This is a genomic window from Streptomyces sp. NPDC017225, assembly GCF_044331465.1.
Taxonomy (GTDB): domain Bacteria; phylum Actinomycetota; class Actinomycetes; order Streptomycetales; family Streptomycetaceae; genus Streptomyces.
The window spans coordinates 453,696-479,097 of record NZ_JBIRNE010000004.1 but is presented as its reverse complement, the minus strand read 5'-3'; the positions used below and the strand labels follow the sequence as shown (position 1 = coordinate 479,097).

At 73.1% G+C, this 25,402-nt stretch carries 18 protein-coding genes; 7 read left to right on the top strand and 11 right to left on the bottom strand.

The genetic code is table 11. From position 1 onward, the window contains the following. Positions 1-60: 60 nt before the first annotated feature. Entirely contained in the window at positions 61-2,505 is a 2,445-nt protein-coding gene (gene lon, locus ACH4NX_RS12840; RefSeq protein WP_398128840.1) for an endopeptidase La, read from the bottom strand. A 182-nt stretch (positions 2,506-2,687) separates the two neighbouring features. On the opposite strand from lon, the gene ACH4NX_RS12835 reads away from it, so the two are divergent. The 4 genes from ACH4NX_RS12835 (at position 2,688) to ACH4NX_RS12820 (ending at position 9,608) form a co-directional block, all read left to right on the top strand. After that, positions 2,688-3,392 carry a spermidine synthase gene (locus ACH4NX_RS12835; RefSeq protein ID WP_351390384.1) on the top strand — a complete coding sequence of 235 codons (705 nt, stop codon included), beginning with the start codon at positions 2,688-2,690 and terminating at the stop codon, positions 3,390-3,392. 122 nt (positions 3,393-3,514) lie between these two features. Next, positions 3,515-4,255 (top strand): response regulator transcription factor, encoded by a 741-nt coding sequence (locus tag ACH4NX_RS12830; RefSeq protein WP_279559812.1) that lies wholly within the window; start codon positions 3,515-3,517, stop codon positions 4,253-4,255. Next, positions 4,252-5,481: a HAMP domain-containing sensor histidine kinase gene (locus ACH4NX_RS12825; RefSeq protein ID WP_351390387.1), complete on the top strand. Its 1,230-nt coding sequence runs from the start codon at positions 4,252-4,254 to the stop codon at positions 5,479-5,481. Before ACH4NX_RS12830 ends, ACH4NX_RS12825 begins: the two co-directional genes overlap by 4 nt. A gap of 284 nt (positions 5,482-5,765) precedes the next feature. Then, entirely contained in the window at positions 5,766-9,608 is a 3,843-nt protein-coding gene (locus ACH4NX_RS12820) for a multifunctional oxoglutarate decarboxylase/oxoglutarate dehydrogenase thiamine pyrophosphate-binding subunit/dihydrolipoyllysine-residue succinyltransferase subunit (RefSeq protein WP_398128841.1), read from the top strand. A 75-nt stretch (positions 9,609-9,683) separates the two neighbouring features. Here the strand turns inward: ACH4NX_RS12820 and fxsT are convergent, their stop codons facing one another. From fxsT to ACH4NX_RS12785, 7 genes are all read right to left on the bottom strand, one after another. Then, on the bottom strand, positions 9,684-12,683 hold the full coding sequence (gene fxsT / locus ACH4NX_RS12815) for an FxSxx-COOH system tetratricopeptide repeat protein (RefSeq protein ID WP_351390393.1): 3,000 nt from the start codon (positions 12,681-12,683) through the stop codon (positions 9,684-9,686). A gap of 61 nt (positions 12,684-12,744) precedes the next feature. Next, on the bottom strand, positions 12,745-13,962 hold the full coding sequence (locus tag ACH4NX_RS12810; protein WP_398128842.1) for an FxsB family cyclophane-forming radical SAM/SPASM peptide maturase: 1,218 nt from the start codon (positions 13,960-13,962) through the stop codon (positions 12,745-12,747). Next, positions 13,959-14,111 carry a hypothetical protein gene (locus ACH4NX_RS12805; protein ID WP_351390395.1) on the bottom strand — a complete coding sequence of 51 codons (153 nt, stop codon included), beginning with the start codon at positions 14,109-14,111 and terminating at the stop codon, positions 13,959-13,961. Before ACH4NX_RS12805 ends, ACH4NX_RS12810 begins: the two co-directional genes overlap by 4 nt. Then, complete coding sequence (locus ACH4NX_RS12800; RefSeq protein ID WP_398128843.1) at positions 14,108-17,509, bottom strand: SAV_2336 N-terminal domain-related protein; 3,402 nt, start codon at positions 17,507-17,509, stop codon at positions 14,108-14,110. The genes ACH4NX_RS12805 and ACH4NX_RS12800 overlap by 4 nt, the downstream gene beginning before the upstream one ends. Before the next feature lie 3 nt (positions 17,510-17,512). Next, positions 17,513-18,511 (bottom strand): AAA family ATPase, encoded by a 999-nt coding sequence (locus ACH4NX_RS12795; RefSeq protein WP_398128844.1) that lies wholly within the window; start codon positions 18,509-18,511, stop codon positions 17,513-17,515. 178 nt (positions 18,512-18,689) lie between these two features. Beyond that, a complete protein-coding gene (locus ACH4NX_RS12790) occupies positions 18,690-20,648 on the bottom strand; it encodes a trypsin-like peptidase domain-containing protein (RefSeq protein WP_351390407.1) in 1,959 nt (652 codons plus the stop codon). After that, positions 20,641-21,000 carry a CU044_2847 family protein gene (locus tag ACH4NX_RS12785; RefSeq protein WP_351390410.1) on the bottom strand — a complete coding sequence of 120 codons (360 nt, stop codon included), beginning with the start codon at positions 20,998-21,000 and terminating at the stop codon, positions 20,641-20,643. The genes ACH4NX_RS12790 and ACH4NX_RS12785 overlap by 8 nt, the downstream gene beginning before the upstream one ends. Before the next feature lie 171 nt (positions 21,001-21,171). Between ACH4NX_RS12785 and ACH4NX_RS12780 the strand changes: the two genes are divergently transcribed. Next, a complete protein-coding gene (locus ACH4NX_RS12780) occupies positions 21,172-21,354 on the top strand; it encodes a DUF6104 family protein (RefSeq protein WP_003961784.1) in 183 nt (60 codons plus the stop codon). 179 nt (positions 21,355-21,533) lie between these two features. Here ACH4NX_RS12780 and ACH4NX_RS12775 read toward each other — a convergent pair whose 3' ends face one another. Beyond that, positions 21,534-22,343, bottom strand: coding sequence for a hypothetical protein (locus tag ACH4NX_RS12775; protein ID WP_351390413.1), 810 nt, complete (start codon positions 22,341-22,343; stop codon positions 21,534-21,536). 137 nt (positions 22,344-22,480) lie between these two features. On the opposite strand from ACH4NX_RS12775, the gene ACH4NX_RS12770 reads away from it, so the two are divergent. Then, positions 22,481-23,431: a DUF4097 family beta strand repeat-containing protein gene (locus ACH4NX_RS12770; RefSeq protein ID WP_351390709.1), complete on the top strand. Its 951-nt coding sequence runs from the start codon at positions 22,481-22,483 to the stop codon at positions 23,429-23,431. A gap of 1 nt (position 23,432) precedes the next feature. Beyond that, positions 23,433-24,545, top strand: coding sequence for a helix-turn-helix transcriptional regulator (locus ACH4NX_RS12765; protein ID WP_398128845.1), 1,113 nt, complete (start codon positions 23,433-23,435; stop codon positions 24,543-24,545). 64 nt (positions 24,546-24,609) lie between these two features. Here the strand turns inward: ACH4NX_RS12765 and ACH4NX_RS12760 are convergent, their stop codons facing one another. Continuing rightward, positions 24,610-25,176: a Clp protease N-terminal domain-containing protein gene (locus ACH4NX_RS12760; protein ID WP_351390418.1), complete on the bottom strand. Its 567-nt coding sequence runs from the start codon at positions 25,174-25,176 to the stop codon at positions 24,610-24,612. Then, positions 25,176-25,385 carry a helix-turn-helix domain-containing protein gene (locus ACH4NX_RS12755; protein ID WP_351390421.1) on the bottom strand — a complete coding sequence of 70 codons (210 nt, stop codon included), beginning with the start codon at positions 25,383-25,385 and terminating at the stop codon, positions 25,176-25,178. The genes ACH4NX_RS12760 and ACH4NX_RS12755 overlap by 1 nt, the downstream gene beginning before the upstream one ends. Positions 25,386-25,402: the final 17 nt, after the last annotated feature.

Below are 25,402 nucleotides of genomic sequence, written 5' to 3'. Positions count from 1 at the left end.
GTGCGGCGCGGGCCCGGCCCCGAGGGGCCGGGCCCGTGGGGCGCCGTCCTCCCCCAGTGCCTAAAGCCCGGGAGACACCCCCATCGCCGCGACGGGAACCTTCGGCCCCGCGCCGTGCGTCGCCGGCGCGAGCGCCAGCTCCAGGACCTGGCGGACGTCGGAGACGGCGTGCACGTCGAGCGTGTCCAGCACCTCGGCCGGGACGTCGTCCAGGTCGGGCTCGTTGCGCTTGGGGATGATCACCGTGGTGACGCCCGCCCGGTGCGCCGCGAGCAGCTTCTGCTTGACCCCGCCGATCGGCAGCACCCGGCCGGTCAGCGAGACCTCCCCGGTCATCGCCACGTCGGTGCGGACCAGCCGGCCGGACAGCAGCGAGGCCAGCGCCGTCGTCATCGTGACGCCGGCGCTCGGGCCGTCCTTGGGGACCGCGCCCGCCGGGAAGTGGATGTGCACGCCCCGGTCCTTCAGGTCGGCCACCGGCAGCTCCAGCTCGGCGCCGCGACTGCGCAGGAAACTCAGCGCGATCTGCGCCGACTCCTTCATCACGTCACCCAGCTGACCGGTCAGGGTCAGGCCCGCCGCCCCCGTCTCCGGGTCGGCCAGCGACGCCTCGACGTACAGGACGTCGCCGCCCGCGCCGGTGACCGCGAGGCCCGTGGCCACGCCCGGCACCGAGGTACGCCGCTCGGCCGGGTCCTGGGCGGACTCGGGCACGTGGTGCGGCCGTCCGACCAGGTCGCGCAGGTCGCCGTCGGTGACGGTGAACGGCAGCTCCCGTTCGCCCAGCTCGTGCTGGGCGGCCACCTTGCGCAGCAGCCGGGCGATCGACCGCTCCAGGGTGCGCACGCCCGCCTCGCGGGTGTACTCGCCGGCCAGCTTGCGCAGCGCGCCCTCGTCGACCGTGACCTCCTCCGGGTCCAGGCCGGCCCGCTCCAGCTGACGCGGGAGCAGGTGGTCACGGGCGATGACGACCTTCTCGTCCTCGGTGTAGCCGTCGAGGCGGACCAGCTCCATGCGGTCGAGCAGGGCCTCCGGGATGGCTTCCAGGACGTTGGCGGTCGCGAGGAACACGACGTCGGACAGGTCGAGCTCGACCTCCAGGTAGTGGTCCCGGAAGGTGTGGTTCTGCGCCGGGTCGAGGACTTCGAGCAGGGCTGCGGCCGGGTCGCCCCGGAAGTCCGAGCCGACCTTGTCGATCTCGTCGAGGAGCACGACCGGGTTCATCGACCCGGCCTCCTTGACGGCGCGCACGATCCGGCCGGGCAGCGCTCCGACGTACGTACGCCGGTGGCCGCGGATCTCGGCCTCGTCGCGGACGCCGCCGAGGGCGACGCGGACGAACTCGCGGCCCATCGCGTGGGCGACGGACTCGCCGAGGCTGGTCTTGCCCACGCCGGGCGGGCCGACCAGCGCCAGGACGGCACCGCCGCGCCGGCCTCCGACGACACCGAGGCCCCGGTCGCCGCGCCGCTTGCGCACCGCCAGGTACTCGGTGATCCGCTCCTTGACGTCGTCCAGGCCCGCGTGCTCGGCGTCGAGGACGGCCCGGGCGCCCTGGATGTCGTAGGCGTCCTCGGTGCGTACGGTCCACGGCAGTTCGAGGACGGTGTCGAGCCAGGTGCGGATCCAGGAGCCCTCGGGCGACTGGTCGGAGGACCGCTCCAGCTTGTCGACCTCCTTGAGCGCGGCCTCGCGGACCTTCTCGGGCAGATCGGCGGCCTCGACGCGGGCGCGGTAGTCGTCGGACTCCTCGCCCTCCCGCTCGCCGTTGATCTCGCGCAGCTCCTTGCGTACGGCCTCGAGCTGGCGGCGCAGCAGGAACTCCCGCTGCTGCTTGTCGACGCCCTCCTGGACGTCCTTGGCGATGGTCTCGGCGACGTCCTGCTCGGCGAGGTGGTCGCGCAGCTGCTGGGTGGCGAGCCTGAGGCGGGCGACCGGGTCGGTGGCCTCCAGGAGCCCGATCTTCTGGTCGGTGGTGAGGAAGGGCGAGTAGCCCGAGTTGTCGGCGAGCGCGGAGACGTCGTCGATGGCCTGGACGCGGTCCACGACCTGCCAGGCACCGCGCTTGCGCAGCCATGCCGTGGCCAGCGCCTTGTACTCCTTCACCAGCTCGGTGACCTGGCCGGGCAGGGGCTCGGGCACGGTCTCGTCGGCGGTCGTGCCCTCGACCCACAGCGCGGCGCCGGGGCCGGTGGTGCCGGCACCGATCCGCACGCGGCCGAGGCCTCGGATCAGGGCGCCCGGGTCGCCGTCGGCCAGCCGGCCGACCTGCTCGACCGTGCCGAGGACGCCGGTCCTGGCGTAGGTGCCGTCGATCCGCGGGACGAGCAGGACCCGGGGCTTGCCGGGCTCGGAGCTCGCGGCGGCCTGGGCGGCCTCCACCGCGGCCCGTACCTCGGCGTCGCTCAGGTCCAGGGGCACGACCATCCCGGGCAGCACCACCTCGTCGTCGAGCGGCAGCACGGGCAGGGTGAGCGGTGTGAAGGCTTCGGACTCAGCAGCCATGATCTCCCCTTCGGCAGTCAAGTTGAGTTACATCGACTCAATGAAAGGGAGTCACGGATTGTTCCCCAACCGGTGTTCGCTGTGAGCGATCAAGCGTCGAGGCGCTTCGGCGGCCCGCCCACAGGCGCAAGCACGGCCCGGCCGTCCGGCATTCCCCCTCGGCCGGCTGCCAGGATGGGTCGATGCCCATCACTTCCCATGACTCCTACGACTACGACGTCCCCGAAGTGCTGGACCGTCGCGAGGGCCCGCACGGTGAGGTCGTCCTGCGCCGGCACGGGGCGTTGCTGCAGATCATCGCGAACGGCTGCTTCCTGATGGACACCTCCGACGGGCGTTCGGAGCGGCGGCTGGTCGACGCGGCGGCCGACGAGCTCGCCGCCCGCGGCGGGCGGCCGGCGCCGCACCTCCTCATCGGCGGGCTCGGTGTCGGCTTCTCGCTCGCACACGCGGCCGCCGATCCCCGCTGGGGGCGGATCGCGGTCGTCGAACGCGAGCGCGCCGTCATCGACTGGCACCGGGAGGGACCGCTGGCGGCGCTGTCCGCCGAGGCGCTGGCCGATCCGCGGGCGGAGATCGTGGAAGCGGATCTGGTGCGGTACGTCAATGAGACTTCCGACACATACGACGCGCTCTGCCTCGACATCGACAACGGCCCCGGCTGGACCGTCACGGAGGGCAACGACGGGCTGTACGCCCCGGCCGGACTGGCGGGCTGCGCGCGGGTGTTGAGGGCGGGCGGGGTGCTTGCCGTGTGGTCTGCCCAGCCCTCCCCGGAATTCGAAGAAACCTTGCGTAATGCCGGTTTCCCACAGGTGCGTACCGAAGAGATCCCCGTTGCCCGGGGCGTTCCGGACGTCGTCCACCTCGCCGTCGGGCCTGGATAGCAAAGGGACGGTGACTCCCCGTACGCTGCTGCCCTGACGCGGTCATTCAAGCGTCGATCGCAGTCATGCGCAGACGAGGGATCACCCCACTGATTCCGGTAAGCACACCTCAGGGGCGGGCGATGGAGCAGACACAGACCTCCCACAACGGCACGGCGACGGCTACTCCGGGCGCTCAGCGACGGGTGCTGGTGGTCGAGGACGACCAGACGATCGTGGACGCCATCGCGACCCGCCTGCGCGCCGAAGGGTTCCTGGTGCAAACGGCGGGCGACGGTCCGGCCGCCGTGGACACCGCCGAGGCATGGCAGCCCGACCTGCTGATCCTCGACATCATGCTGCCCGGCTTCGACGGTCTGGAGGTCTGCCGGCGCGTGCAGGCCGCCCGGCCGGTGCCGGTGCTGATGCTCACCGCGCGGGACGACGAGACGGACATGCTGGTCGGCCTCGGCGTGGGCGCCGACGACTACATGACCAAGCCGTTCTCGATGCGCGAGCTGGCCGCGCGCGTGCACGTACTGCTGCGCAGGGTGGAGCGGGCCGTCGTGGCCGCCTCGACGCCGCGCAGCGGCATCCTGCGCCTCGGCGAGCTGGAGATCGACCACGCGCAGCGCCGGGTGCGGGTGCGCAGCGAGGACGTCCACCTCACCCCCACCGAGTTCGACCTGCTGGTCTGTCTCGCGAACACCCCGCGCGCGGTGCTCTCCCGCGAGCAGCTGCTGGCCGAGGTGTGGGACTGGGCGGACGCCTCCGGCACCCGGACCGTGGACAGTCACATCAAGGCGCTGCGCCGCAAGATCGGCGCCGAGCGCATCCGTACGGTGCACGGCGTGGGCTACGCGCTGGAGACGCCGACGCCATGAGCCGAGGACGGGACGCCGCGCGGCGGGGCTCCGGCTCCCGGACCCCTGGTACCCGGACCCCCGGTTCTGGGACCTCCGGTTCCCGGCCCTCCGGTTCCCGGTGCCCCGGCTCCCGGAAGACCGGTTCCCGAAGCTCCGGTTCGCAGAGCACCGGGGAGCCGTGGGGCGGCGTACGCCCGTTCTCGATCAAGACCAAGCTCGGCGCGCTGGTCGTCACGTCGGTGCTGATCACCACCGGTCTCTCGGTGATCGCGGTGCACACCAAGACGGAGCTGCGCTTCATCACGGTCTTCTCGATGATCGCCACGCTGCTGATCACCCAGTTCGTGGCGCACTCGCTGACCGCGCCCCTGGACGAGATGAACGCCGTGGCCCGGTCCATCTCGCACGGCGACTACACGCGCCGGGTCCGCGAGAACCGCCGCGACGAGCTGGGCGACCTGGCCGTCACCATCAACCGCATGGCCGACGACCTGGAGGCCCAGGACCTCCAGCGCAAGGAGCTGGTGGCGAACGTCTCGCACGAGCTGCGCACCCCCATCGCGGGCCTGCGGGCGGTGCTGGAGAACATCGTCGACGGGGTCACCGAGGCCGATCCGGAGACCATGCGGACGGCGCTCGGACAGACGGAGCGGCTCGGCCGCCTCGTGGAGACCCTGCTGGACCTCTCCCGCCTGGACAACGGCGTCATACCGCTGCGCAAGCGACGCTTCGAGGTGTGGCCGTACCTCTCCGGCGTGCTGAAGGAGGCCAACATGGTCGCTTCGGCGCGGGCGGGCATCGCGTCCGGGTCGGGCAGCCACAGCCGCACCGACGTGCATCTGGCCCTGGACGTCTTCCCGCCGGACCTGACGGCGCACGCCGACCCCGAGCGCATCCACCAGGTCGTCGCCAACCTCATCGACAACGCGGTCAAGCACAGCCCACCGCACGGCCGGGTGACGGTCAGGGCGCGGCGCGGGGACCTTCCGGAATCGCTCGAGCTGGAGGTTCTCGACGAAGGCCCCGGTATTCCGCGCTCGGAGTGGCGCCGGGTGTTCGAGCGGTTCAACCGCGGTTCGGTGTCCCGGCCGCACGGTCCGGGCAGCGACGGCGGCACCGGGCTCGGCCTGGCGATCGCACGCTGGGCGGTGGATCTGCACGGCGGCCGGATCGGGGTGGCCGAATCCGAGCGGGGCTGCCGGATTCTCATCACTCTTCCAGGTCTGCCGTCGGCATCGAGTTGACGTAGGGTTCGAAGCGGAGCGTCAAGATCCACTGACGTCCGCGCCGACGGACACGTGTGATCAGGCACAGGCCCGCGGTTTCTCCGCGCCGGGTCCAGGTCTCCCCTTCCCACACGCAGCAGAACCTCGCTTGTTTCCCGCCATTTCCAGCGCCGAAACGCGGTCTGCGATGTGACTTACGCGACGATGAACGATCCCGGTCTGACCTTCCGGGTCCGGGAGGCGTAGCCTTGATTCCCGCTGTCCACCATCTTGTGAAGAAGCGGAAGAGGGCGGTTCTCGCCGTGTCGCCACAGTCCCCCAGTAACTCGAGCATCTCGACCGACACCGACCAAGCGGGCAACGCGGGCAAGAACCCCGCCGCCGCGTTCGGTGCCAATGAGTGGCTCGTCGACGAGATCTATCAGCAGTACCTCCAGGACCCGAACTCCGTGGACCGAGCCTGGTGGGACTTCTTCGCCGACTACAAGCCAGGAGCGGCCGCGGCCCAGTCCGCCTCCGGTGCCGTGAGCACGGACTCCGGGAGCGCGCCCCAGGCCGCCCCCGCACCGCAGGCCCAGGCGCAGGCTCCCGCTCCGACCCCGGCCCCGGCCAAGCCGGCCGCCCAGCCGGCCGCCGCGAAGCCGGCCACGCAGCCCGCCGCGGCCGCTCCGGCGGCCCCGGCCGCGAAGCCGGCCCCGGCTCAGGCCCCGGCCAAGCCCGCCGCCAAGCCGCAGGCCAAGGCCGCCGCGCCCGCCAAGGAGGCCACCGCCTCCCCGGACGGTCCCGAGCTGGTGACCCTGCGCGGTCCCGCCGCCGCGGTCGCGAAGAACATGAACGCCTCGCTGGAGCTGCCCACGGCCACGTCCGTGCGCGCGGTCCCGGTGAAGCTGCTGTTCGACAACCGCATCGTCATCAACAACCACCTCAAGCGCGCCCGGGGCGGGAAGATCTCCTTCACGCACCTGATCGGCTACGCGATGGTGCAGGCCATCAAGGCCATGCCGGCCATGAACTACGCGTTCGGTGAGAAGGACGGCAAGCCGACGCTCATCAAGCCGGCGCACGTCAACCTCGGCCTCGCCATCGACCTGGTCAAGCCCAACGGCGACCGCCAGCTGGTCGTCGCGGCGATCAAGCAGGCCGAGACCATGAACTTCTTCGAGTTCTGGCAGGCCTACGAGGACATCGTCCGCCGCGCCCGCGACGGCAAGCTGACGATGGACGACTTCTCCGGCGTCACGGTCTCCCTGACCAACCCCGGCGGCCTCGGCACCGTCCACTCGGTGCCGCGTCTGATGCCCGGCCAGGCCGTCATCATGGGCGTCGGCTCGATGGACTACCCGGCGGAGTTCCAGGGCACCAGCCAGGACACCCTGAACAAGCTCGGTATCTCGAAGGTCATGACGCTCACGTCGACCTACGACCACCGGGTCATCCAGGGCGCCGCCTCCGGCGAGTTCCTGCGCCAGGTCGCGGGCCTGCTCCTCGGCGAGAACGGCTTCTACGACGAGATCTTCGAGGCGCTGCGCATCCCCTACGAGCCGGTCCGCTGGCTCAAGGACATCGACGCCTCGCACGACGACGACGTCACCAAGGCCGCCCGCGTCTTCGAGCTGATCCACTCCTACCGGGTCCGCGGCCACGTCATGGCCGACACCGACCCGCTGGAGTACCAGCAGCGCAAGCACCCCGACCTGGACATCACCGAGCACGGGCTCACCCTGTGGGACCTGGAGCGCGAGTTCGCGGTCGGCGGCTTCGCCGGCAAGTCCCTGATGAAGCTGCGCGACATCCTCGGCGTGCTGCGCGACTCGTACTGCCGCACCACCGGCGTCGAGTTCATGCACATCCAGGACCCGAAGCAGCGCAAGTGGATCCAGGACCGCATCGAGCGCTCGCACACCAAGCCGGAGCGCGAGGAGCAGCTGCGCATCCTGCGCCGGCTGAACGCCGCGGAGGCGTTCGAGACCTTCCTGCAGACCAAGTACGTCGGCCAGAAGCGCTTCTCCCTGGAGGGCGGCGAGTCCGTCATCCCGCTGCTGGACGCGGTCATCGACTCGGCGGCCGAGTCCCGCCTGGACGAGGTCGTCATCGGCATGGCCCACCGCGGCCGGCTGAACGTGCTGGCCAACGTCGTCGGCAAGTCGTACGCGCAGATCTTCCGCGAGTTCGAGGGCAATCTCGACCCGAAGTCGATGCACGGCTCCGGTGACGTCAAGTACCACCTGGGCGCCGAGGGCACCTTCACCGGCCTGGACGGCGAGCAGATCAAGGTCTCGCTGGTCGCCAACCCCTCGCACCTGGAGGCGGTCGACCCGATCGTGGAGGGCGTCGCCCGCGCCAAGCAGGACATCATCAACAAGGGCGGCACCGACTTCACCGTCCTGCCGGTCGCGGTCCACGGCGACGCGGCCTTCGCGGGCCAGGGCGTGGTGGCCGAGACCCTGAACATGTCGCAGCTGCGCGGCTACCGCACCGGCGGCACGGTCCACGTCGTCATCAACAACCAGGTCGGCTTCACCGCCGCCCCGGAGTCCTCGCGCTCCTCGATGTACGCGACGGACGTGGCCCGCATGATCGAGGCCCCGATCTTCCACGTGAACGGCGACGACCCGGAGGCCTGCGTCCGCGTGGCGCGGCTGGCCTTCGAGTTCCGCCAGGCGTTCAACAAGGACGTGGTGATCGACCTCATCTGCTACCGCCGCCGCGGTCACAACGAGACCGACAACCCGGCCTTCACCCAGCCGCTGATGTACGACCTGATCGACAAGAAGCGCTCGGTGCGCAAGCTGTACACCGAGTCCCTCATCGGTCGCGGCGACATCACCCTGGAAGAGGCCGAGCAGGCGCTCCAGGACTACCAGGGCCAGCTGGAGAAGGTCTTCACCGAGGTCCGCGAGGCCGCATCCCAGCCGGCCGCCGCGGAGCCCTCCGACCCGCAGGCCGAGTTCCCGGTCGCCGTGAACACCGCGGTCACCGCCGAGACCGTGAAGCGGATCGCGGAGTCCCAGGTCAACATCCCCGACCACGTCACCGTGCACCCGCGGCTGCTGCCGCAGCTGCAGCGCCGGGCGGCGATGGTCGAGGACGGCACGATCGACTGGGGCATGGGCGAGACCCTCGCCGTCGGCTCGCTGCTGCTGGAGAACGTCCCGGTCCGGCTCTCCGGCCAGGACTCGCAGCGCGGCACCTTCGGCCAGCGGCACGCGGTGCTCATCAACCGCGAGACCGGCGACGAGTTCACGCCGCTGCTGTACCTGGCCGAGGACCAGGCCCGGTACAACGTCTACAACTCCCTGCTCTCCGAGTACGCGGTGATGGGCTTCGAGTACGGCTACTCGCTGGCCCGCCCCGACGCGCTGGTGATGTGGGAGGCGCAGTTCGGCGACTTCGTCAACGGCGCGCAGACGGTGGTGGACGAGTTCATCTCGTCGGCCGAGCAGAAGTGGAACCAGACGAGCGGCGTGACGCTCCTGCTCCCGCACGGCTACGAGGGCCAGGGCCCGGACCACTCCTCGGCCCGTCCGGAGCGCTTCCTCCAGCTCTGCGCGCAGAACAACATGACGGTCGCGATGCCGACCCTGCCGTCGAACTACTTCCACCTCCTGCGGTGGCAGGTGCACAACCCGCACCACAAGCCGCTGGTCGTCTTCACCCCGAAGTCGATGCTGCGCCTGAAGGCCGCCGCGTCGAAGGCGGAGGAGTTCACGACGGGCCAGTTCCGTCCGGTCATCGGCGACGACTCGGTCGAGGCGGCCGCGGTCAAGAAGGTCGTCTTCTGCGCCGGCAAGGTCTACTACGACCTCGACGCCGAACGGAAGAAGCGCGGCATCACGGACACGGCCATCATCCGCATCGAGCGCCTGTACCCGCTGCCGGGTGCCGAGCTCCAGGCGGAGATCGCCAAGTACCCGAACGCCGAGAAGTACCTGTGGGCGCAGGAGGAGCCGGCGAACCAGGGTGCCTGGCCGTTCATCGCGCTCAACCTGATCGACCACCTGGACCTGGCGGTCGGCGCCGACGTCCCGCACGGCGAGCGTCTGCGGCGCATCTCGCGCCCGCACGGCTCGTCCCCGGCCGTCGGTTCCGCCAAGCGGCACCAGGCGGAGCAGGAGCAGCTGGTGCGTGAGGTGTTCGAGGCCTGAGCCTTGGCACAGGCCTGACGGAAGGGGCCGGTCCCGGTATCGGGGCCGGCCCCTTCGGCGTCCGGACGGGCCGGGTCAGATCGGCTGGGGTTCGAAGTCCCAGTAGGGGTGCCGCCGTTCCTGGATCTCCCGGATCTGCGGGTGGCCCGCGCCGAGCAGCCCGGTGAGCCGGGTGCCCACGTCCCGTCCCAGGGCCTCGGCCTCCTCGCGTTCGCCCGTGTCGGCGAGGTCCAGCGCCAGTCCGGCGCGCAGGCCGACGGTGAGGATGTGGTTCTCGCCCAGGGCGCGGGCGGAGCGGGCGCAGGCGTCCCGGCCCAGGGTGGCCGCGGCTTCCTTCTCACCGGCGCCGGCCAGCGCGGCCACCTCGTTCTTGGCACAGCCGACGGACCAGGGATGGTCCCGGCCCACCGCCTTCTCCATCTGCGCCGTGCACTGGCGGGACAGCTCCAGCGAGGCCTGCGTCTCGCCCGAGTCGCGCATGATCACGGCCACGTTGTCCCGGGCTCCGACGGTGTACGGGTGGTCCTCGCCGAGCTGCGCGGCGTAGTGAACGGCGGTGGCCTCGGCCAGGCTCCGGGCCTCCTCGGTCTCTCCGAGCTGGCGCAGCAGCATCGCGTAGTCGCAGGAGACCAGGAGCGTCTCGGGGTGCAGGGTGCCGCGGCGGCGCAGCAGCTTCCGCCGGACGCCGCGCATCATGGCGTGCGCGAACTGCAGGTCGCCGACCCGGCGGGAGCACAGGGCGAGGTTGTGTTCGGCGTGCAGGGTCTGGGCGTGGTTGCGGTCGAGGACCTGGCTGTGCAGGCGGGAGTTGTGGCCCTGGATCTCCAGCGCCTCGCGATAGTTGCCGAGCAGTCGCAGCATCCAGGCGGTACGCAGCGCCGAGTTGAGGGTCAGCGCGTCCTTGCCGCCGAGGAGCTCGACCCGTGCCTCGAAGATCCTGCGGTGCAGGGCGAGGGACTCGGTGTAGTGGCCTTGGAGGCCGAGGGCCATGGCCAGGTTGCTGCGGACGGTGAGGGTGCGCGGGACCTGTTCGCCGCCCAGCTCGACGGCCGCGGTCTCGGCCGCCTCCTCGAACAGCGCACGGGCCTCCGCGTACCGGCCGAGGGCCATGAGCGTGCCGCCCAGCCCGTCCTTGGCGCGGATCAGCTCGATGGGACGTACGGTGCCCGCGGCCCTCAGCCGCCGGATCGTCTCGCGTCCGGTCGACTCCGCCTCCGCGTACCGGCCCAGCCTGCGCTGCATGTTGGCGAGCTGGTGGACGGCGACCAGGACGGCCCGGTCGGTGTCCTCGGAGGTCTCGCGCCAGCGGTCCACGGCTCGCCGGCTCAGCCGCCGGCCCTCGTCGTACTCGCCGCGCATCCGCAGGTACTCGATGCAGTTCAGGACGAGGTCCCGGACGTCCTCGTCGTCCGAGTCCAGGGCCCCGGAGGGCTCCAGGTGCGGGATGAGCGCGGCGTAGCGGGCCCAGTTGCCCGGGGTGGAGGAGTCGCGGGGGTCGGCGGAGACCAGGAGCCGGCGGGCGGCGGCGAAGTGGCGTGCGGCGTCCTCGGGCGACTGGACGTAGCGCACGAAGCGGTGGAAGAGCCGGTGCATGCGCAGCGTGCCGACGGTCTGGGTGTCCAGCCTCGGTCCCTGTTCGTACTCGATGCGCATCGAGGTGGTCTCGGAGAGCTTGCGCAGGGCGGAGTTCCAGCTGCTGGGCTCGGCGACGAGGTCCGCCAGCTCGGGCGGCAGGTCGGTGTGCCGGGCGGTCTGCAGCAGTCGTACCGGGACCACCTCGGGCGAGAAGCAGACCAGCAGGTTGAGCAGGTTCCAGGCGGGCTCGAAGCCCTCGCGCAGAGTGTTGAGGAGCTTGGCCCAGGCGACCTGGAAGCTCTCCGGGTAGTCCCGGGACGGCATCACTCCGAAGCGGTCGGGACGGCCGTCGCGGATGTCCCGCACGTATTCGTCGACGGACATGGCCGGATTCATGTCGAGCCAGGCGGCCGTCTGGTCGAGCAGCAGCGGCATGTCCTCGACGGCCTCGGCGAGCCGGTCGGCCTGGCCGGCGTCGAGCCGCTCGGTGCGCCGGCCGACGAACGCGATGCTCTCCTGGCGTTCGAAGCCCGTGACCCGGAGGGTCTCCCCCTGCGCCGCCCACTCGCCGCGGTGTGTGGTGACCAGGACGTGTCCGCGTCCCTCGGGGACGAGGTCGATCACCTTCTCCGGGTCGCCCGCGCCGTCCAGCACCAGCAACCAGGGACGGGCGGTGCCGTCGAGCTCCCGGCGTACGGCCTTGATGGTGGCCGCCAGGTCCCCGACGTCCCCGAGGCTCAGTTCGGGCGCGAGGTCGGCGAACTGCTGGCGGGCCGTGACGCGCTGCGCGGCGGTGATCCACCAGACGATGTCGTACTCGCCGGCGAACCGGTGGGCGTACTCCAGCGCCAGCTGTGTCTTGCCCACGCCTCCGTGGCCCCGCAGCGCGAGGACGGCTCCGTCGGTCCCGGCTCCGGCGAGGGACCCGTACATCCGCTCCAGGAGGTCGGTGCGGCCGATGAACCGGCGGTTGCGGCGCGGGACACGCCAGACCTCCGGGGGGTCGTCCGGGAAGCGCGGGCCGCGGCGCAGGTCGACCAGTCGGCCGGGTGCCGGGACGGCCGCGCACTCCAGGACACGGACGCGGGCCACCTCGGGTCGCAGGCCGCGCAGTTCGACGGGAGCGAGCGGGGCGACCTCCGCCGGCAGCGGCTGCGCGGTGACGCTCACGGCGGCGAGGCGTTCGCGGAACCCGGGCAGCACCTCCCGCAGCACCTGTGCCCAGGCGTGGAACCGCTCGGGTCCCAGTCGCTCGTACCAGTCGTCGATGACGAGCAGGATGCGGCCGGGCGCGCCGAGCAGATCGGTCAGGGCGTGCGCGGCCGGTGGCCGGCGCAGCGGGTTCCACCGCACCAGGGTGGTGGTCCGGCCGGCGGCGCGGATCTGGTGGTCGATCCACTTGGCCCAGGACTCGCTCTGCCCGGCGAAGACCACCGTGACGTGGCCCAGCTCCGTCACCATCTCGCTGTCCCCTCGGCCGAACCGGTCACGACTGTGCACAGGTTAGTCAATTGTGCGTCAAAGCGACGTCTCGCGCGCGGAGTTGGGCATGACGCGCGGTTCAGGTGGTGGTACGGACGGTGTGTTCCAGCCGGTGCGCGACATGCCGGATCAGCCGCTCCAGGTCGGCGCAGTACACACTCGGGTGGTGGAAACCGGAGCCGGGCGTGTACCGGTGCACGTAGTTGCCGCCCCCGCACACCCGGCCCACCGGGCAGGCACGGCAGTCCGCGCCCAGGGCCCGCTCGCCCGACTGGCGTGCCACGATCCCCGGATGGCGCAGGACCGTGTCGATGGAGTGACGGAACACGTCGAGTCCGGTCTCCGCGGCGCCCCGGTAGGCGGACCTGAGCGAGTCGACCTGCTCGATGGCGCCGTCCGTCTCGACGACCACGGCGGCCACCGGCGACAGGCCCACGGCCTCGGCCCGGCTGGGCGCCCCCAGCAGCAGGGCGACGACCTCCTGGAAGAGCCTTACACGGGTGCGCAGTCGTCCCGCGTCCCACCAGACGTCGAAGACGGTGGCCAGCCAGTCCCCGTAGGGCGTGGCCCCGGGCCGGTGCCTGCCGGGCCGGCCACCGCGCAGACCGGGCGGCGGCCGGCCCCAGTTGGCGTGCGGGAGCAGGAGGTCCAGCCGCGGCGGGCCCAGTTCCAGCAGCGAGTGGTAGACGTCCAGCGGGTCGGCGTCCAGGTCGACGGTGCACAGGATCCCGGCGTACGCCTGTGGACGCGCGGCGAGCCGGCGGGCCGCGGCGAGGGCGGCCGGCCAGGCGGGCCGGCCCGCGTGGTCGACCCGGCGCGCGTTGTGGGCCGCGCGTCCGCCGTCGAGGCTGAGGCCGACCCGGATGCCGTCCCCGGTGAGCTGGTCCAGGCCGCGGTCGGTGAGGCGGGTGCCGTTGGTCTGCACGGTGGCGGTGATCCGGCAGCTGTCGGGGACGGTGCGGCGGACGGCCCGGACGTAGTCCAGGACGGGCGCGGGACCGGCCAGGAGGGGTTCGCCGCCGTGCAGTTCGATCCGGATGTGGTCGAGGCCGTGGGCGCCGACGTGCTCGGCGACACGGGTCGCGGTGTGCTCCATGACGCGGTCGTCGACACGGGCCGGGCGGTCCCGCCAGCCGCTGTCCTGGCCGCGGTAGAGGTAGCAGTAGGTGCAGTCGAGGTTGCAGCGGCCGTGGACCTTGAGGACGAACTGCCGCAGGGGCGTGGGGACGTGGTCCGGGGCGTCGAGGCGCGCGGCGGGCCGGCACGGGGGTGCGGGCGGCCGGGGGCCGGCCGTCACGGGGCGTCCTCGTAGTAGGCGACGACGGTGCTCTCCCCGTCGCGGACGTGGAGTTCGGCGAGGACCGCGGCGAGCACCGGATGGTCGGAGCGGGCGGGCCGGAGGAGTTCGGGCAGGGGTATCTCCGCCTCGTCGGTGGGGTGGGTCACGCGTCGGCCGTTCCGGAGGTGAGGCGGGCGATGTCCGAACGGAGCAGCTCGGCCAGCTCGGGGTCGGTGGTGAGGCGGAGGGCCTCGCGGTAGTCGGCCAGGGCGGTGCGGGCGCGGCCGAGCCGTTCGCGGGCGTGGGCCCGGCCGCGCAGGGCCAGGGCCAGGACCGCCGGGCCCTCGGGGCCCGCCTCCCGGGCGTGCTCGGCGCCCTGGGTGTAGTGCTCCACAGCCTTGTCGGCGTGGTCGGGGGTGCCCAGTCTCGTGTGCAGGTGCAGGGCCACAATGCCGCGCCGCATCAGGTACAGCGCCTGGAAGCGCGGCTCCTCGGAGCCACGGACCGCCTCCCCCAGCAGCCAGTCGGCCTCGTACAGGTCGGACAGCACGTGCTCGCGATGAAAGCGCCCGACGTGGGCGTCGGCCAGCCGGGACCGCCGGTGGGGCAGAGCGGGGTCGTCGGGAGGGGTCTCGTCGACGGCCCGTCGCAGCATGTCGACGGCCCGGTGGGTGTCCTGCGGCGAGTCGTGGTGGCCGGCGCGCTCACGCAGGGCGGCGCCGCAGTCGGTCAGTACGGCGGGCAGCCGGGGGTCGTCCTCGTGCAGCAGTCGTACGACCGCCTCCCACGCGCCGACGGCCAGGTCCAGCGACGCCGGGTCGCCGGTGCGTTCGTAGCTCTCCCAATGGGCGCTCGCCGCGCGGGTGCGGCACTCGACACGCAGTTCCCCGTCGTCCCCGGCCGCCTCCTGGGCACGCTCCAGCGCGTGCGTCAGCAGGGCGTGCCCGCCGTCGTCCCCGTCCCCGGTGCCGGTGCCGGTGCCGGCCTCGGCGAGGCTCACGGCGGACGCCACGTCCAGCCAGAGCCGGCAGCGCTCGGTGTCCGGCAGGGTGTTCTCCCGGCTCAGCACCGCCATGAGGTCCTCGGTGGCCGAGGCCGCCGCGTCACGCGCCCGGTCCGCCTCGTCGGCGGAGGAGGCGACAGGTCCCTGCCCGGCGAACTGCCGCGCGAGCTCCAGCCAGAGCCGGCCCCGCTCGGCACGGGTCTGGTCCGAGCCGGGCAGCTCGGCCGTGGTGGTGGCGGCGTCGAGGGCCCGGTACAGGTGGGTGACGTACCACTCCTCGGGACTGTCGCCCGCCGGGTAGGGGCCGTCGGCCCCGTGCCGGTCCGCGCCCACCAGGGCGATGACGCCGCGCAGGTTCAGCAGTACGAGGCCGGCGGCCCGGCGCCGGTCGGCACTCTCGCTCTCCGCGCCCAGAACGGCGGCGAAGTCGCTGTCGGCCAGGTACAGCAGGACCGCGCGGGCGAACTCCGCGGGGTCGTGCTCGCTGTGCGCGGCGGCGTCGGCGGCCCAGTCCCGCAGATCGGCCGGAACCCCGGGGAAACCGATGCCCTCGTCGTGCACCGCGTAGGCCTGGTCCGAGCAGATGACGCCGCGGACGAACCTCCCGTGTCCGGTGAGGCCCCGCGGGTCCGCGACCGCCTCCCAGGCCTCCCTCAGGTCGTCGCCGTCCGCGCCCACGCGCCACCGGTCCAGCAGGCATTCCGCGAGCGACTCAGCGACCCGCACGCGCCGCTCGCCCGGGCGGGCCACGGTGAGTGCCTGGCGCAGGCTGCCGACGGCCGCGTCGAGTTCGCGGGTCAGCCCCTCCGTCCGGAAGCGGGCGTACGCCTCCCGTCCCCGCTCCAGCAGTTCCTCCGCGCCGAACCCGAGGACGGTGGCCGTCCTCGGCATCCGGGCGCCGAGCTCCCGCAGGACGTCCGCCGACACCTCGGCGAACGCGCGCAGGCCGGGTGGTTCGGCCGCGCCGGGGCCGGTCGCGTGGGCGGCCGCGGGGCCGGTCACCGGGACGAGCCGCTCACCCGGGCTGACCGCGCCGCGCAGGAACGCCCCGGCCAGGGCGGGGAAGTTGCGCACACTGCGGCCGAAGCGGCGCTCCACGTACTCGGAGCAGTGCTTGAACAGCAGCTGGACGTCCTCGACGGTCAGCCGGGCCCGCAGTTCCGTGGCGACGCCGGGCAGGAAGCGGTACCGCACGGCCTGCGGGTCGTCGGTGTCCGGCTCGCGGCGCAGCAGCCCGCCGAGGAGCACCTCGGAAAGGACGTCGGGTCCGCTCCCGGCGAGCATCGCGTGCTGGACCAGCTGCATCACCGGCAGCTGGAGCGGCACCGCGGACAGGTACACGGCGAGGCGGCGGGCCTCCGGGGACGCGGGGCGCCAGAAGGCCCGGACCCGCTCGGCTCCGCCGACGTCCTCGGCCGCGCGCACCGGCGCGGCGGAGGCGGGGTGGTCGGCGCGCACCCAGCCCGCGGCGGCGGCCAGGGACTGCCCGGTGGCACCGGACACGAGCCGCGCCCAGCCCTCGACCGACGGGCGGCGCAGCGCCAGCACGGGTACCGGCAGCGCGCCGCGCTCGGCCGCACCCCGGTCGGGGTGGAACTCCAGCGCGCCGGCCGGGCCCTCGCGCCGGTGCAGCATCCCGCGCCGGGCCGGCAGATGGGTACGGACCCACATCCGCTGCGGCAGCGGCTGCGCGACGGCGACCGGTGCCGTCGCCGCCCAGCGGTGCAGCAGGCGCTGCACTCGGCCGCTGCGCCACATCGGTCCGGCGCAGTCGCTGAGCACCAGGGTCACGCGGCGGCCGGTCGGATCGCTGAGCTGCTCGGGCGCGTGCAGTGGGCCGCCCGTCTCCGGGCTGGAGGAGCAGCCGGGCCGGCCGCCGGGACCTTCGTGCAGGTACTGCACCTGGAGCTCGCGGAACGCGCCGGCCCGCGCGCAGACCTGGCGCAGTTCGTCCAGGGCCTGCTGCCAGACCACGGTGGAGGTCGACACGTCCATGAGGAGCAGCAGCCGGGCCTCTCGACGCCGGTCGGTGCGCAGCACGGGCAGCACCAGTCCGGACTCCGCGGCCCGCTCGGCGGTGGCCCGTTCGTCCAGGGTTCGCGGGACCGGACGCACGGGGGCGCGGTAGCGCTGGAGCGGGCGGAGGCCGCGCTGCAGGGCGAGGGGTTCCGGCAGGGAGGGTGCGGCCGGGACCCGTACGGGTGCCGGCCCGTCGCCGGTGCCGCCCTCGCCGTTCGCGGGGCCGTCACCGCCGGGGGCGAACAGCCAGGCGCCGTCGGGGGGCGAGGCCTCCTCCTGGCCGGCGGGCGGCCTGGACGGCCCCGGTGGCGGCGACGCGGCGTGCTGGTGTCCGCCGGGCGGTACCGCGACGGCGCCGCCACCCGCGCCGGAGGTCTCGCCGGCCGCCGAGGACACGGGGGCCGGCAGCCAGCGGGCCAGCCACAGCGCGTCCGCCAGTTCCTCGACGCCCGGCCCGATCCCCGCGTCCCGCATGCGCGCGACCAGCGCGGCGAGCACGGGTGCCGCGCCGTCGGTGGGAATCGGGGGTTCCTGGGCGGCCATCGACTACCGCAACCCACGGTCCAGGGGCTGCATCAGGAGGTCCGAGATCTCCTCGCGCCGGTGGGCGGCGTCACGGGCGGCGTACTGGGCAAGGAAGATCGCGTTGAGCAACTGGTCGGTGGGCCGCAGCGCCCCGTCCGTCTCGGCGCGGGCGAACTGGTCGACGATGTCGTGGTTGTCGTCGTATGACCCTTGGCCGAAATGGGCCTGCACCAGCGCGGCGAGGCGCTCGTCACGCGGGGCCCTGAGGTCGAGCGGGATGCAGCGGCGCAGCAGTGGGGCGGGGAACTCGCGCTCACGGTTGCTGGTCATGACGACGAACGGGAAGGCCCGGCAGCGCACCTGTCCGTCCTTCACCGCGACCCGCCTGCCGTCGTCGGTGAGGACCTCGACGACCGGGGTGCGGTCGGCGATCCGCTCCAGTTCGGGGATGGCGAACGAGCCTTCCTCCAGCACGTTCAGCAGGTCGTTGGGCAGGTCGATGTCGCTCTTGTCCAGCTCGTCGATGAGCAGCACGCGGGGCCGGTCGGCGGCGAGCAGCGCGGTGCCGAGCGGGCCGAGCTTGATGTAGCGGCCGATGTCCGGGGAGCCCTGGCCGTCGGGCAGCTGGGCGTCCTGGAGGCGGCCGATGGCGTCGTACGTGTAGAGCCCGTCCCGCAGTTCGCTGCGGCTGACGACCGGCCACTCCAGGACCCGGCCGAGGCCGAGTTCGTGGGCCACGGAGTGCGCCAGCGTCGACTTGCCGACGCCCGGTTCGCCGGTGACGAGCAGGGGGCGGCGCAGATAGAGGGCCGCGTTGACCAGTTCGAGGGTGCCGGGGTCCTGGATGGGCATCGGGACGGTGCGCGCACCGAGCCTGCGCCGGGTGGAGGGGCCGAGGTCCGGTACGTCGTAGTCCACGGCCGGGGTGTCGAAGTCCCGCCAGGGGGGCGGGGCGGGCAGCTGTCCGATCCGCTCGGGAGCCGGTTGCCCGGTGCCCCGGTAGATGAACCACTCGCTCATACCGTGCTCCTCGTCGACGGTCGGTGGCTGTCCACGGCCTGGCCGACGAGGGCGTCGCGCACCCACAACGGGCCCCTGAGAATGTACCCGCGCCCTCCCTCGAAAACAGCGCTTTCCGGCCAGTCACCACGTCCGTCACGGCGCGTGTCCGGCGGGCGGAGGGGCGCGCGGTGGGCGCTCACAGGGGCGCGTCCAGCGTCCCGCCCTCTTCGGACGGCAGGGGCCGGCGCGGATCGTCGTAGAGAAGGGCCATCGGCTCGGCCCAGGCCCGGTCGGCCCGCAGCTCGCTGATCTCCTGGCGCACGTGGCGTATCCGGTCCGGCAGCTCGGCGAGGGAGCCGAGCGTCCCGAGGAGTTCCTCCGCCTTGGCGTAGAGGATGTCGCACGACTCGGGGCAGACGCGGGAGGAGTGGCCGTCGACGTGCCAGAGGGCGACTCCGTGGCCGCCCTCCAGGGCGAGCCGCATGGCGGTGCGGCCGGGGTCGCGCCCGGCGGGCCGGCACATGACCGGGATGAGGTCGCAGGCGGCGTCGCGGTAACCGCGGGCGCCGGGGAAGTCGCCCTGTCCCGGGGTGCGCCAGCCACTGAAGCTCCGCTGGTCCGCCATGGCCTGCCAGCGCTCGGCCCAGACTTTGTCCGGATCTCCCCGGCGCTCCAGGGCGCGCAGCACCACCCGGCGGCGCACTCCCAGGTGACCGGCGTCGTTGAGTTCGGCTATGTCGTCGAACCGCCAGCGGTGCACGGCCGTGTCGAAGTGCTCCACCGGCAGGGCGACCTCGAGGGGCACGGGCCGGCCCTCCTGGTCCTTGGCCCGCAGCAGCCGGCCCAGCGGCCCGCGCAGGGCCTGGACGAGACCGGCGGGGTCGTGGCCGTGGACGGAGCCGTCCACCTCGTGCAGTTCGGGCTCGCCGTGGCCGTCGTCGTACCAGATCTGCCAGAAGAACCGGGCGGGCCGCGCACCTATCACCGGGTCGAGCAGGACGGCGACGGTCGCCCCCTCGCCCGGCCCCGGGTAGGGGATCACGATGCGCTCCGGCACGGTGTCGGGGGCCGGGCGCAGCGCCTCGGGGAGGCTCACGTCGCGGACGAGGTCGTGGAAGGCCCGGCGCGGTTCCCGGCGCAGCCGGGTGCCGATCCACCGGCCGAGGGCGGTGGCGTCGCCGCCCCGGGAGGCCGTGTACAGCTCGACGAACCTCAGGTAGCGCAGGAAGGTCAGTGCCTCCAGCGGGCGCGCGCCCTCGTAGAGCAGTCCCGTGCCGTCCCGCCAGGTGAGCAGCTCGGGGGTGCCGCCCGGCCACGTGTTGTGGCTGCGCGCCCGCTTCGCGAGCAGTTCGACGGTGGGCGCGTCCGGCGGTGGGGGCAGCTCGGCGAGCAGCCGCAGCGCGTCCCGGCGGTCGGCGGGGGTCCACTGCTCGCCGGCGCCGGCCGGGGGTCCGCCCTGGAGGTCTATCCAGTTGTCCCCGGTCGGGGACTGCGGCTCGTCGCCGTGCCAGCGGTCGTGGGCGGCCACCACCGTGCGGTACGTCCGCCCGAAGCGCCGCAGCGCCGAGATGGCGACGGCCTTGCCGCCGTCCTGCTGTCTGCGGCGCGACTTGACCAGCCCGACCACGGCTCCGGTCTCCGGATCGAGGAGCGGACCGCCGGAAACCCCGCTGGGAAGGTCGATGTCGGGCTTGATGATCAGTCCGTGCCGGTCCTCGTGTCCGTTGATCTCGGCATCGACGATCCGGAAGTACGTCTCGGAGGGTCCGGGGTAGTAGCCGCACACCTTGAGGGCGCCGGAGTGGCTCACGGCCCGGTCGGCGAGCCAGACGCACTCGTGCTGCTGCTCCTCGGGCTCTCCCGCCAGGCGCACCAGGGCCAGGTCCTCCTCCAGGGGTACGGCCTGGCTGCGCGGGTCGGTGAGCAGCCACTGCTCCAGACGGGCCTCGGCGTCGACCCCCTCGCCGCGCACCCGGAAGACGGTGCCGGGGCCCGCCGCGAGGTGCGGACGCAGCACGTGGGCGGCGGTGAGCACCCATCCGGGCGCGACGAAGAAGCCACTCCCCCACAGCGGCGCGCCGTCACCCCGGTCGGGCAGCAGGTGGACGGTGGCGGCGCGGGCGAGTTCGTAGAGGCGGTCGTTGCCCTCACTCATGCGCGGCCGGTACCCGCGCGCCCACCTGCCCGTCGGGCCGGTCGAACCGCCAGCTGAGCGTGACCTCCAGCGACGCCTTGGTCTCGCCCCGGGCGAGCACCGCCACGGCCAGCCCCTCCTTGGCGGTCAGCTCCACCCCGAAGGTGATGGCGGCCTCGCTGGGCCCGGCCGCGCGGGCCGCGCTCAGCACCGAGGAGCCGACACCGGTGATCAGCTCCTGGAGCCGCTCGACCTTGGCGACGGCGGCCTCGGTGAAACCGACGTCCTCCTGGTCGTCGTACCCGCCCGCCTCGCTGATCCGGGCGGTGATGACCGTCCCGTCCGGCAGCTCCACGTCCTGGATGTGACTCATTCCGCTCCCCCGTCGAGCCCGCCGCGTCCCAACCGTGCGCGGGCACCGGTCACTTGACCTTGATGAGGCTAATACCCAGCCCGGCCGCCCGCGACCCCCGTCCGCCGGCCCGTACGGACTACCCTGGACGGGTACGCCGTGGGCCCGGCCCACCCGCATCAGGAGCATGAGTTGTACTTCACCGACCGAGGCATCGAGGAACTGGAGAAGCGGCGTGGCGAGGAGGAGGTCACTTTCGAGTGGCTCGCCGAGCAGCTGCGGACCTTCGTGGACCTGAACCCGGACTTCGAGGTGCCGGTGGAGCGGCTGGCCACGTGGCTGGCGCGGCTGGACGACGAGGACGAGGACGAGTAGGCGCGCGGGTCCCCGGGATTTCTCTTCGGCGTCCTCGCGGGGCCCGCTCGAAGCCGGGCCGGGCGTGGAGTCTTCCGGGTCCGCTCGAAGCCCGGCCGGCCCCGCGGGACTCCGGCCCGGCCCACCCCTGCCCGGAGCCCCGCGGGGCCTCTTCGGGTACCCCGCGCACCTCGGGGGCGTCAGGAGCGCCTGGAGAGGCCGTACGCCGTCCCGAGCGCTCCGTGCGCGACCAGTAGCGCCCCCGCCGTGGCCCAGCCCCCGCTGCGGCGCCGTAGGCCCCAGACGGTGAGGGGCAGGCCGGCCGCCATCTGGGCCAGGGCCAGGGCTCGGGCTCCGGGGCCGCCCACCCAGGGCATCCAGGGGGCGAGGCGGCTTTCGCCTGCGGTCGGTCGCCGCCCGGCGGCCTCGGTCCGCCGGGCGCCGGGCAGGGCGCGCGCGGCGGCGCCGAGGCGGTCGGCCGGTCCGCCGGGGTCGAGTCCGGCGGGGAGGGCGACCCCCGCGCGCGTGAGCACCGCGAGCAGCCCGCGCAGTCTGGTCCGGGCGTCGGCCTCGGGGTCCGGCCTCGTCAGCCGGTCCAGCGACTGGACATCCAGTACGGGATCCAGGCCGAGACGGTGCGCGAAGGTGCGCATCGCCTCGTCCTCGCCGACCGGGGTGCCGTCCGCGAGCCACACGTAGCCGACGGGGCGGCGGAAACCGGACGCGAGCGTGCAGCCGGCCCGGTCGGCGTCCCACCACAGGGCGAGTGCGGGCCACGGGGCGCCCACGGCCAGCGCGGCGGCCCAGCCGGTGAGCACGCGGTCGACCGGTTCGACGCCGTGCCGCCAGGGACCGCCCGCCGGGACGAGCACGCTCCACTCCCCGCCGGCCCGGAGCAGCGTCATGCGTTCACCCAGCAGCGGGGCGACGGCGACGACGGAGTCCGGATCGGCACGGCACAGCAGCAGGGCACCGCAAGCGGGAGCGGATACGGACTCTTCCGTCGACATGTTCACAAGTTAGGGCAATTCCGCCCTCCTGGCCGAGCATTGATCACCAGAACGGGTGTCTTGACTTTCCGGGTCCGCGATATATCGTGAATGGCGGAGGACGCGATATGGCGCGTTCGGTCGAGGAGGTCTGCACCATGTCCGAGTGGTCCGTCGCGGAACCCAGGAAACTCACCTTCGACGAGTCCGTGAGCGAGCTCCAGGTACGTGTCGTCAATGGAACGGTGAACGTCGTGGGCACGGACGAAGGTTCCGCCCGCCTGGAGGTCTCCCGCATCGAGGGACCTCCCCTCGTCGTGACCCACCGGGACGGCGTACTCACCGTGGCCTACGAGGACCTGCCCTGGAAGGGCTTCCTCAAGTGGCTCGACCGCGAGGGCTGGCGCCGCAGCGCGGTGGTCTCCCTGGCCGTGCCGGCCGGCACCCGCGTGGAGGTGGGCGCGGTCAGCGCCACCGCCGTGGTCTCCGGGCTCGACGGACGCGCCGAGGTGAAGGGCGTCACCGGGGACACGACGCTCGTGAGTCTCGCCGGCCCGGTCCGCGCCCACACCGTCTCGGGGAACGTGGAGGCGCAGGCCCTCAGTGGAGACCTGAGCTTCCACTCCGTCTCCGGCGATCTGACGGTGGTGGAGGCGGGCTCCTCGGTCCGGGCCGACTCCGTGAGCGGCTCGATGATCGTCGACCTGGACACGGCCGGCGGACCCACCGACATCAACCTGACCAGCGTCTCGGGCGAGATCGCCATCCGGCTGCCCCAGCCCGCCGACGCGGAGGTGGAGGCGAACACGGCCAGCGGCACGGTCTCCAGCGCCTTCGAGGACCTCCGGGTGGGCGGCCAGTGGGGCGCCAAGCGAATCACCGGCCGGCTCGGCGCGGGCAACGGCCGGCTGAAGGCCACCACCATCTCCGGCTCGATCGCCCTGCTGCGCCGTCCGGCAGCGGAGGACACGCCGTGGGAGCGCGAGCCCCGGGGCACCGGCCCGGCGGACGACGCACAGGACGACTCGGGGGACAATTCCGCTTCCGGCCGGGATTCCGGCGCCACCGGCGCCCCGGCCGACGGCACGACCGACAAGAAGGTGCTCTGACATGTCCCCCGTCTTCGCCCACGGCCGCCTCCGCCTCTACCTCCTCAAGCTCCTGGACGAGGCCCCGCGCCACGGGTACGAGGTGATCCGGCTCCTCGAAGAGCGCTTCCAGGGTCTGTACGCGCCGTCGGCGGGCACGGTGTACCCGCGCCTGGCCAAGCTGGAGGCCGAGGGCCTGGTCACCCACACCACCGAGGGCGGCCGCAAGGTGTACGCCATCACGGACGCCGGCCGGGCCGAGCTGGCCGACCGCAGCGGTGAGCTGGCCGACCTGGAGCTGGAGATCCGGGAGTCGGTCGCCGAGCTCGCCGCCGAGATCCGGGCCGACGTGCGCGGCGCGGCGGGCGATCTGCGCCGGGAGATGCGGGCCGCGGCCGGCGCCGCCCGCCGGGGCGCCGGCCCGGGTGCGCACGACGAGGACGACGGCTCAGCCGCCGACGCCGCGGACGCCGCGGACACGGACGAGAAGGAGGCGTGGCGCGCCGCCAAGGAGGAGATGCGGCGCGTCAAGCAGGAGTGGAAGGAACAGGCCCGCCGCGCCAAGGACGAGAGCCGCCGCGCCCGTGACGAGGCACAGCGGGCCCGGCGCCAGGCCAAGGAGGCCCAGGAGCGGGCCCGGGCGCAGGCGCAGGAAGAGGTGCAGCGCATCGCCCAGCGGGTCCAGGAGCAGGTGCAGGACCACTTCTCGCGGGGCGACTGGCCGACCGGGCTGCGCGAGGGTCTGAGTGAACTGGCCAAGGAGGTCGGGGACTTCGGAAAGGACTTCGGGAAGGAGTTCGGCAAGGACTGGGGCTTCGGCCGCACCGACACCGGCACGAGCGCCCACCGGCCCGAGCACTCCGCCACCCCCGAGCACTCCGTCACCCCGGAGTACTCCGACACCCCCAAGGACTTCCCGGCCGGTTACGCCCCGTCCTGGGCCCACGAGGACGCCGCGGACTCCACCGGCGACCCGGCCCGTGACCTGGACCGGCTGCTCGACCGCTTCCGGGACGACATCCGCGACGCGGCCCGGGACCACGGAGTCACGAGCGACCAGCTCCGCGGCGCCCGCCTCCAGCTGTCGACCGCCGCGGCGCACATCGGGGCGATACTGCGAGCACCGAAGGCCTGAGCCCGGCGGCGCGGCGTCCTCCGGCGACCGCCGAAGGACGCCTCGCCCGGGGACACCGCGCACGTCAGGCGCAGGCCTCCCCCGCGCGGTCGCCCAGCACCCTGGTCAGTGACTCGTGAGTGACGCCGTGGTCGGCGAGCACCTCGGCGGGTACGCCGGGGCGGACGGTGAGGGCGAGGAGGATGTGCTCGTCCCCGATGTGCCGGTCGCGCCGGGCGACGGCGGCCCGCAGCGCCTGCTCCAGCACCTCCTTGGCGCCCTTGCTGAAGCTGCGGTGCTGCCCGGTCCACCAGCGCCGGCCCTTCCGGTCGCCGGACATCGCGCCGACACCATGGGCCTCCTCCACGCGGGCGACGATCTCGGAGACGTCGATCCCCAGCCCGGCAAGGGCCTCGGTCTCGGCCCGCGTCAGGCCGGCACGGCGCCGCGCCTCCGCCAGTGCCTGCCGTACCGCGTCCTTGCGCCGGCCGGCTCCGAGTGCCGAGAGCGCGAAGGAGGCGCGGCTGCCCTCACGGTCCAGCAGGGCGAGCAGCAGGTGCTCGGCGTCGACGGTGTGCGCCTGCGCCCCTTCGGCCTGCTCGACCGCCCCCTGCACCACGGCCCGGGCATCCTTCGTGAATCGCTCGAACATCAACGCCTCCCGTACTTCTTGTGCACGGCCTGCCTGCTGACCCCGAGTTCCGTGGCGATCTCCTGCCACGACCACCCCTGATCGCGCGCGCCGCGCACCTGCACCGCCTCCAGCCGCTCCAGCAGCATCCGCAGTGCGGCGACGGCCCGCAGCCCGACCCGAGGGTCGCGATCACCCGCACGTGCGGCGAGATCCGTTGCTTCACTCATAGTGTCAATGTAGGTTG

What these genes read in the sequence shown, in the direction of transcription:
- ACH4NX_RS12755 (WP_351390421.1), bottom strand. Translation starts at nt 25,385, where the DNA reads ATGAGTGAAGCAACGGATCTCGCCGCACGTGCGGGTGATCGCGACCCT.
- ACH4NX_RS12775 (WP_351390413.1), bottom strand. Translation starts at nt 22,343, where the DNA reads ATGTCGACGGAAGAGTCCGTATCCGCTCCCGCTTGCGGTGCCCTGCTG.
- ACH4NX_RS12825 (WP_351390387.1), top strand. Translation starts at nt 4,252, where the DNA reads ATGAGCCGAGGACGGGACGCCGCGCGGCGGGGCTCCGGCTCCCGGACC.
- ACH4NX_RS12835 (WP_351390384.1), top strand. Translation starts at nt 2,688, where the DNA reads ATGCCCATCACTTCCCATGACTCCTACGACTACGACGTCCCCGAAGTG.
- lon (WP_398128840.1), bottom strand. Translation starts at nt 2,505, where the DNA reads ATGGCTGCTGAGTCCGAAGCCTTCACACCGCTCACCCTGCCCGTGCTG.
- ACH4NX_RS12795 (WP_398128844.1), bottom strand. Translation starts at nt 18,511, where the DNA reads ATGAGCGAGTGGTTCATCTACCGGGGCACCGGGCAACCGGCTCCCGAG.
- ACH4NX_RS12770 (WP_351390709.1), top strand. Translation starts at nt 22,481, where the DNA reads ATGTCCGAGTGGTCCGTCGCGGAACCCAGGAAACTCACCTTCGACGAG.
- ACH4NX_RS12830 (WP_279559812.1), top strand. Translation starts at nt 3,515, where the DNA reads ATGGAGCAGACACAGACCTCCCACAACGGCACGGCGACGGCTACTCCG.
- ACH4NX_RS12760 (WP_351390418.1), bottom strand. Translation starts at nt 25,176, where the DNA reads ATGTTCGAGCGATTCACGAAGGATGCCCGGGCCGTGGTGCAGGGGGCG.
- ACH4NX_RS12785 (WP_351390410.1), bottom strand. Translation starts at nt 21,000, where the DNA reads ATGAGTCACATCCAGGACGTGGAGCTGCCGGACGGGACGGTCATCACC.
- ACH4NX_RS12765 (WP_398128845.1), top strand. Translation starts at nt 23,433, where the DNA reads ATGTCCCCCGTCTTCGCCCACGGCCGCCTCCGCCTCTACCTCCTCAAG.
- ACH4NX_RS12800 (WP_398128843.1), bottom strand. Translation starts at nt 17,509, where the DNA reads ATGGCCGCCCAGGAACCCCCGATTCCCACCGACGGCGCGGCACCCGTG.
- ACH4NX_RS12790 (WP_351390407.1), bottom strand. Translation starts at nt 20,648, where the DNA reads ATGAGTGAGGGCAACGACCGCCTCTACGAACTCGCCCGCGCCGCCACC.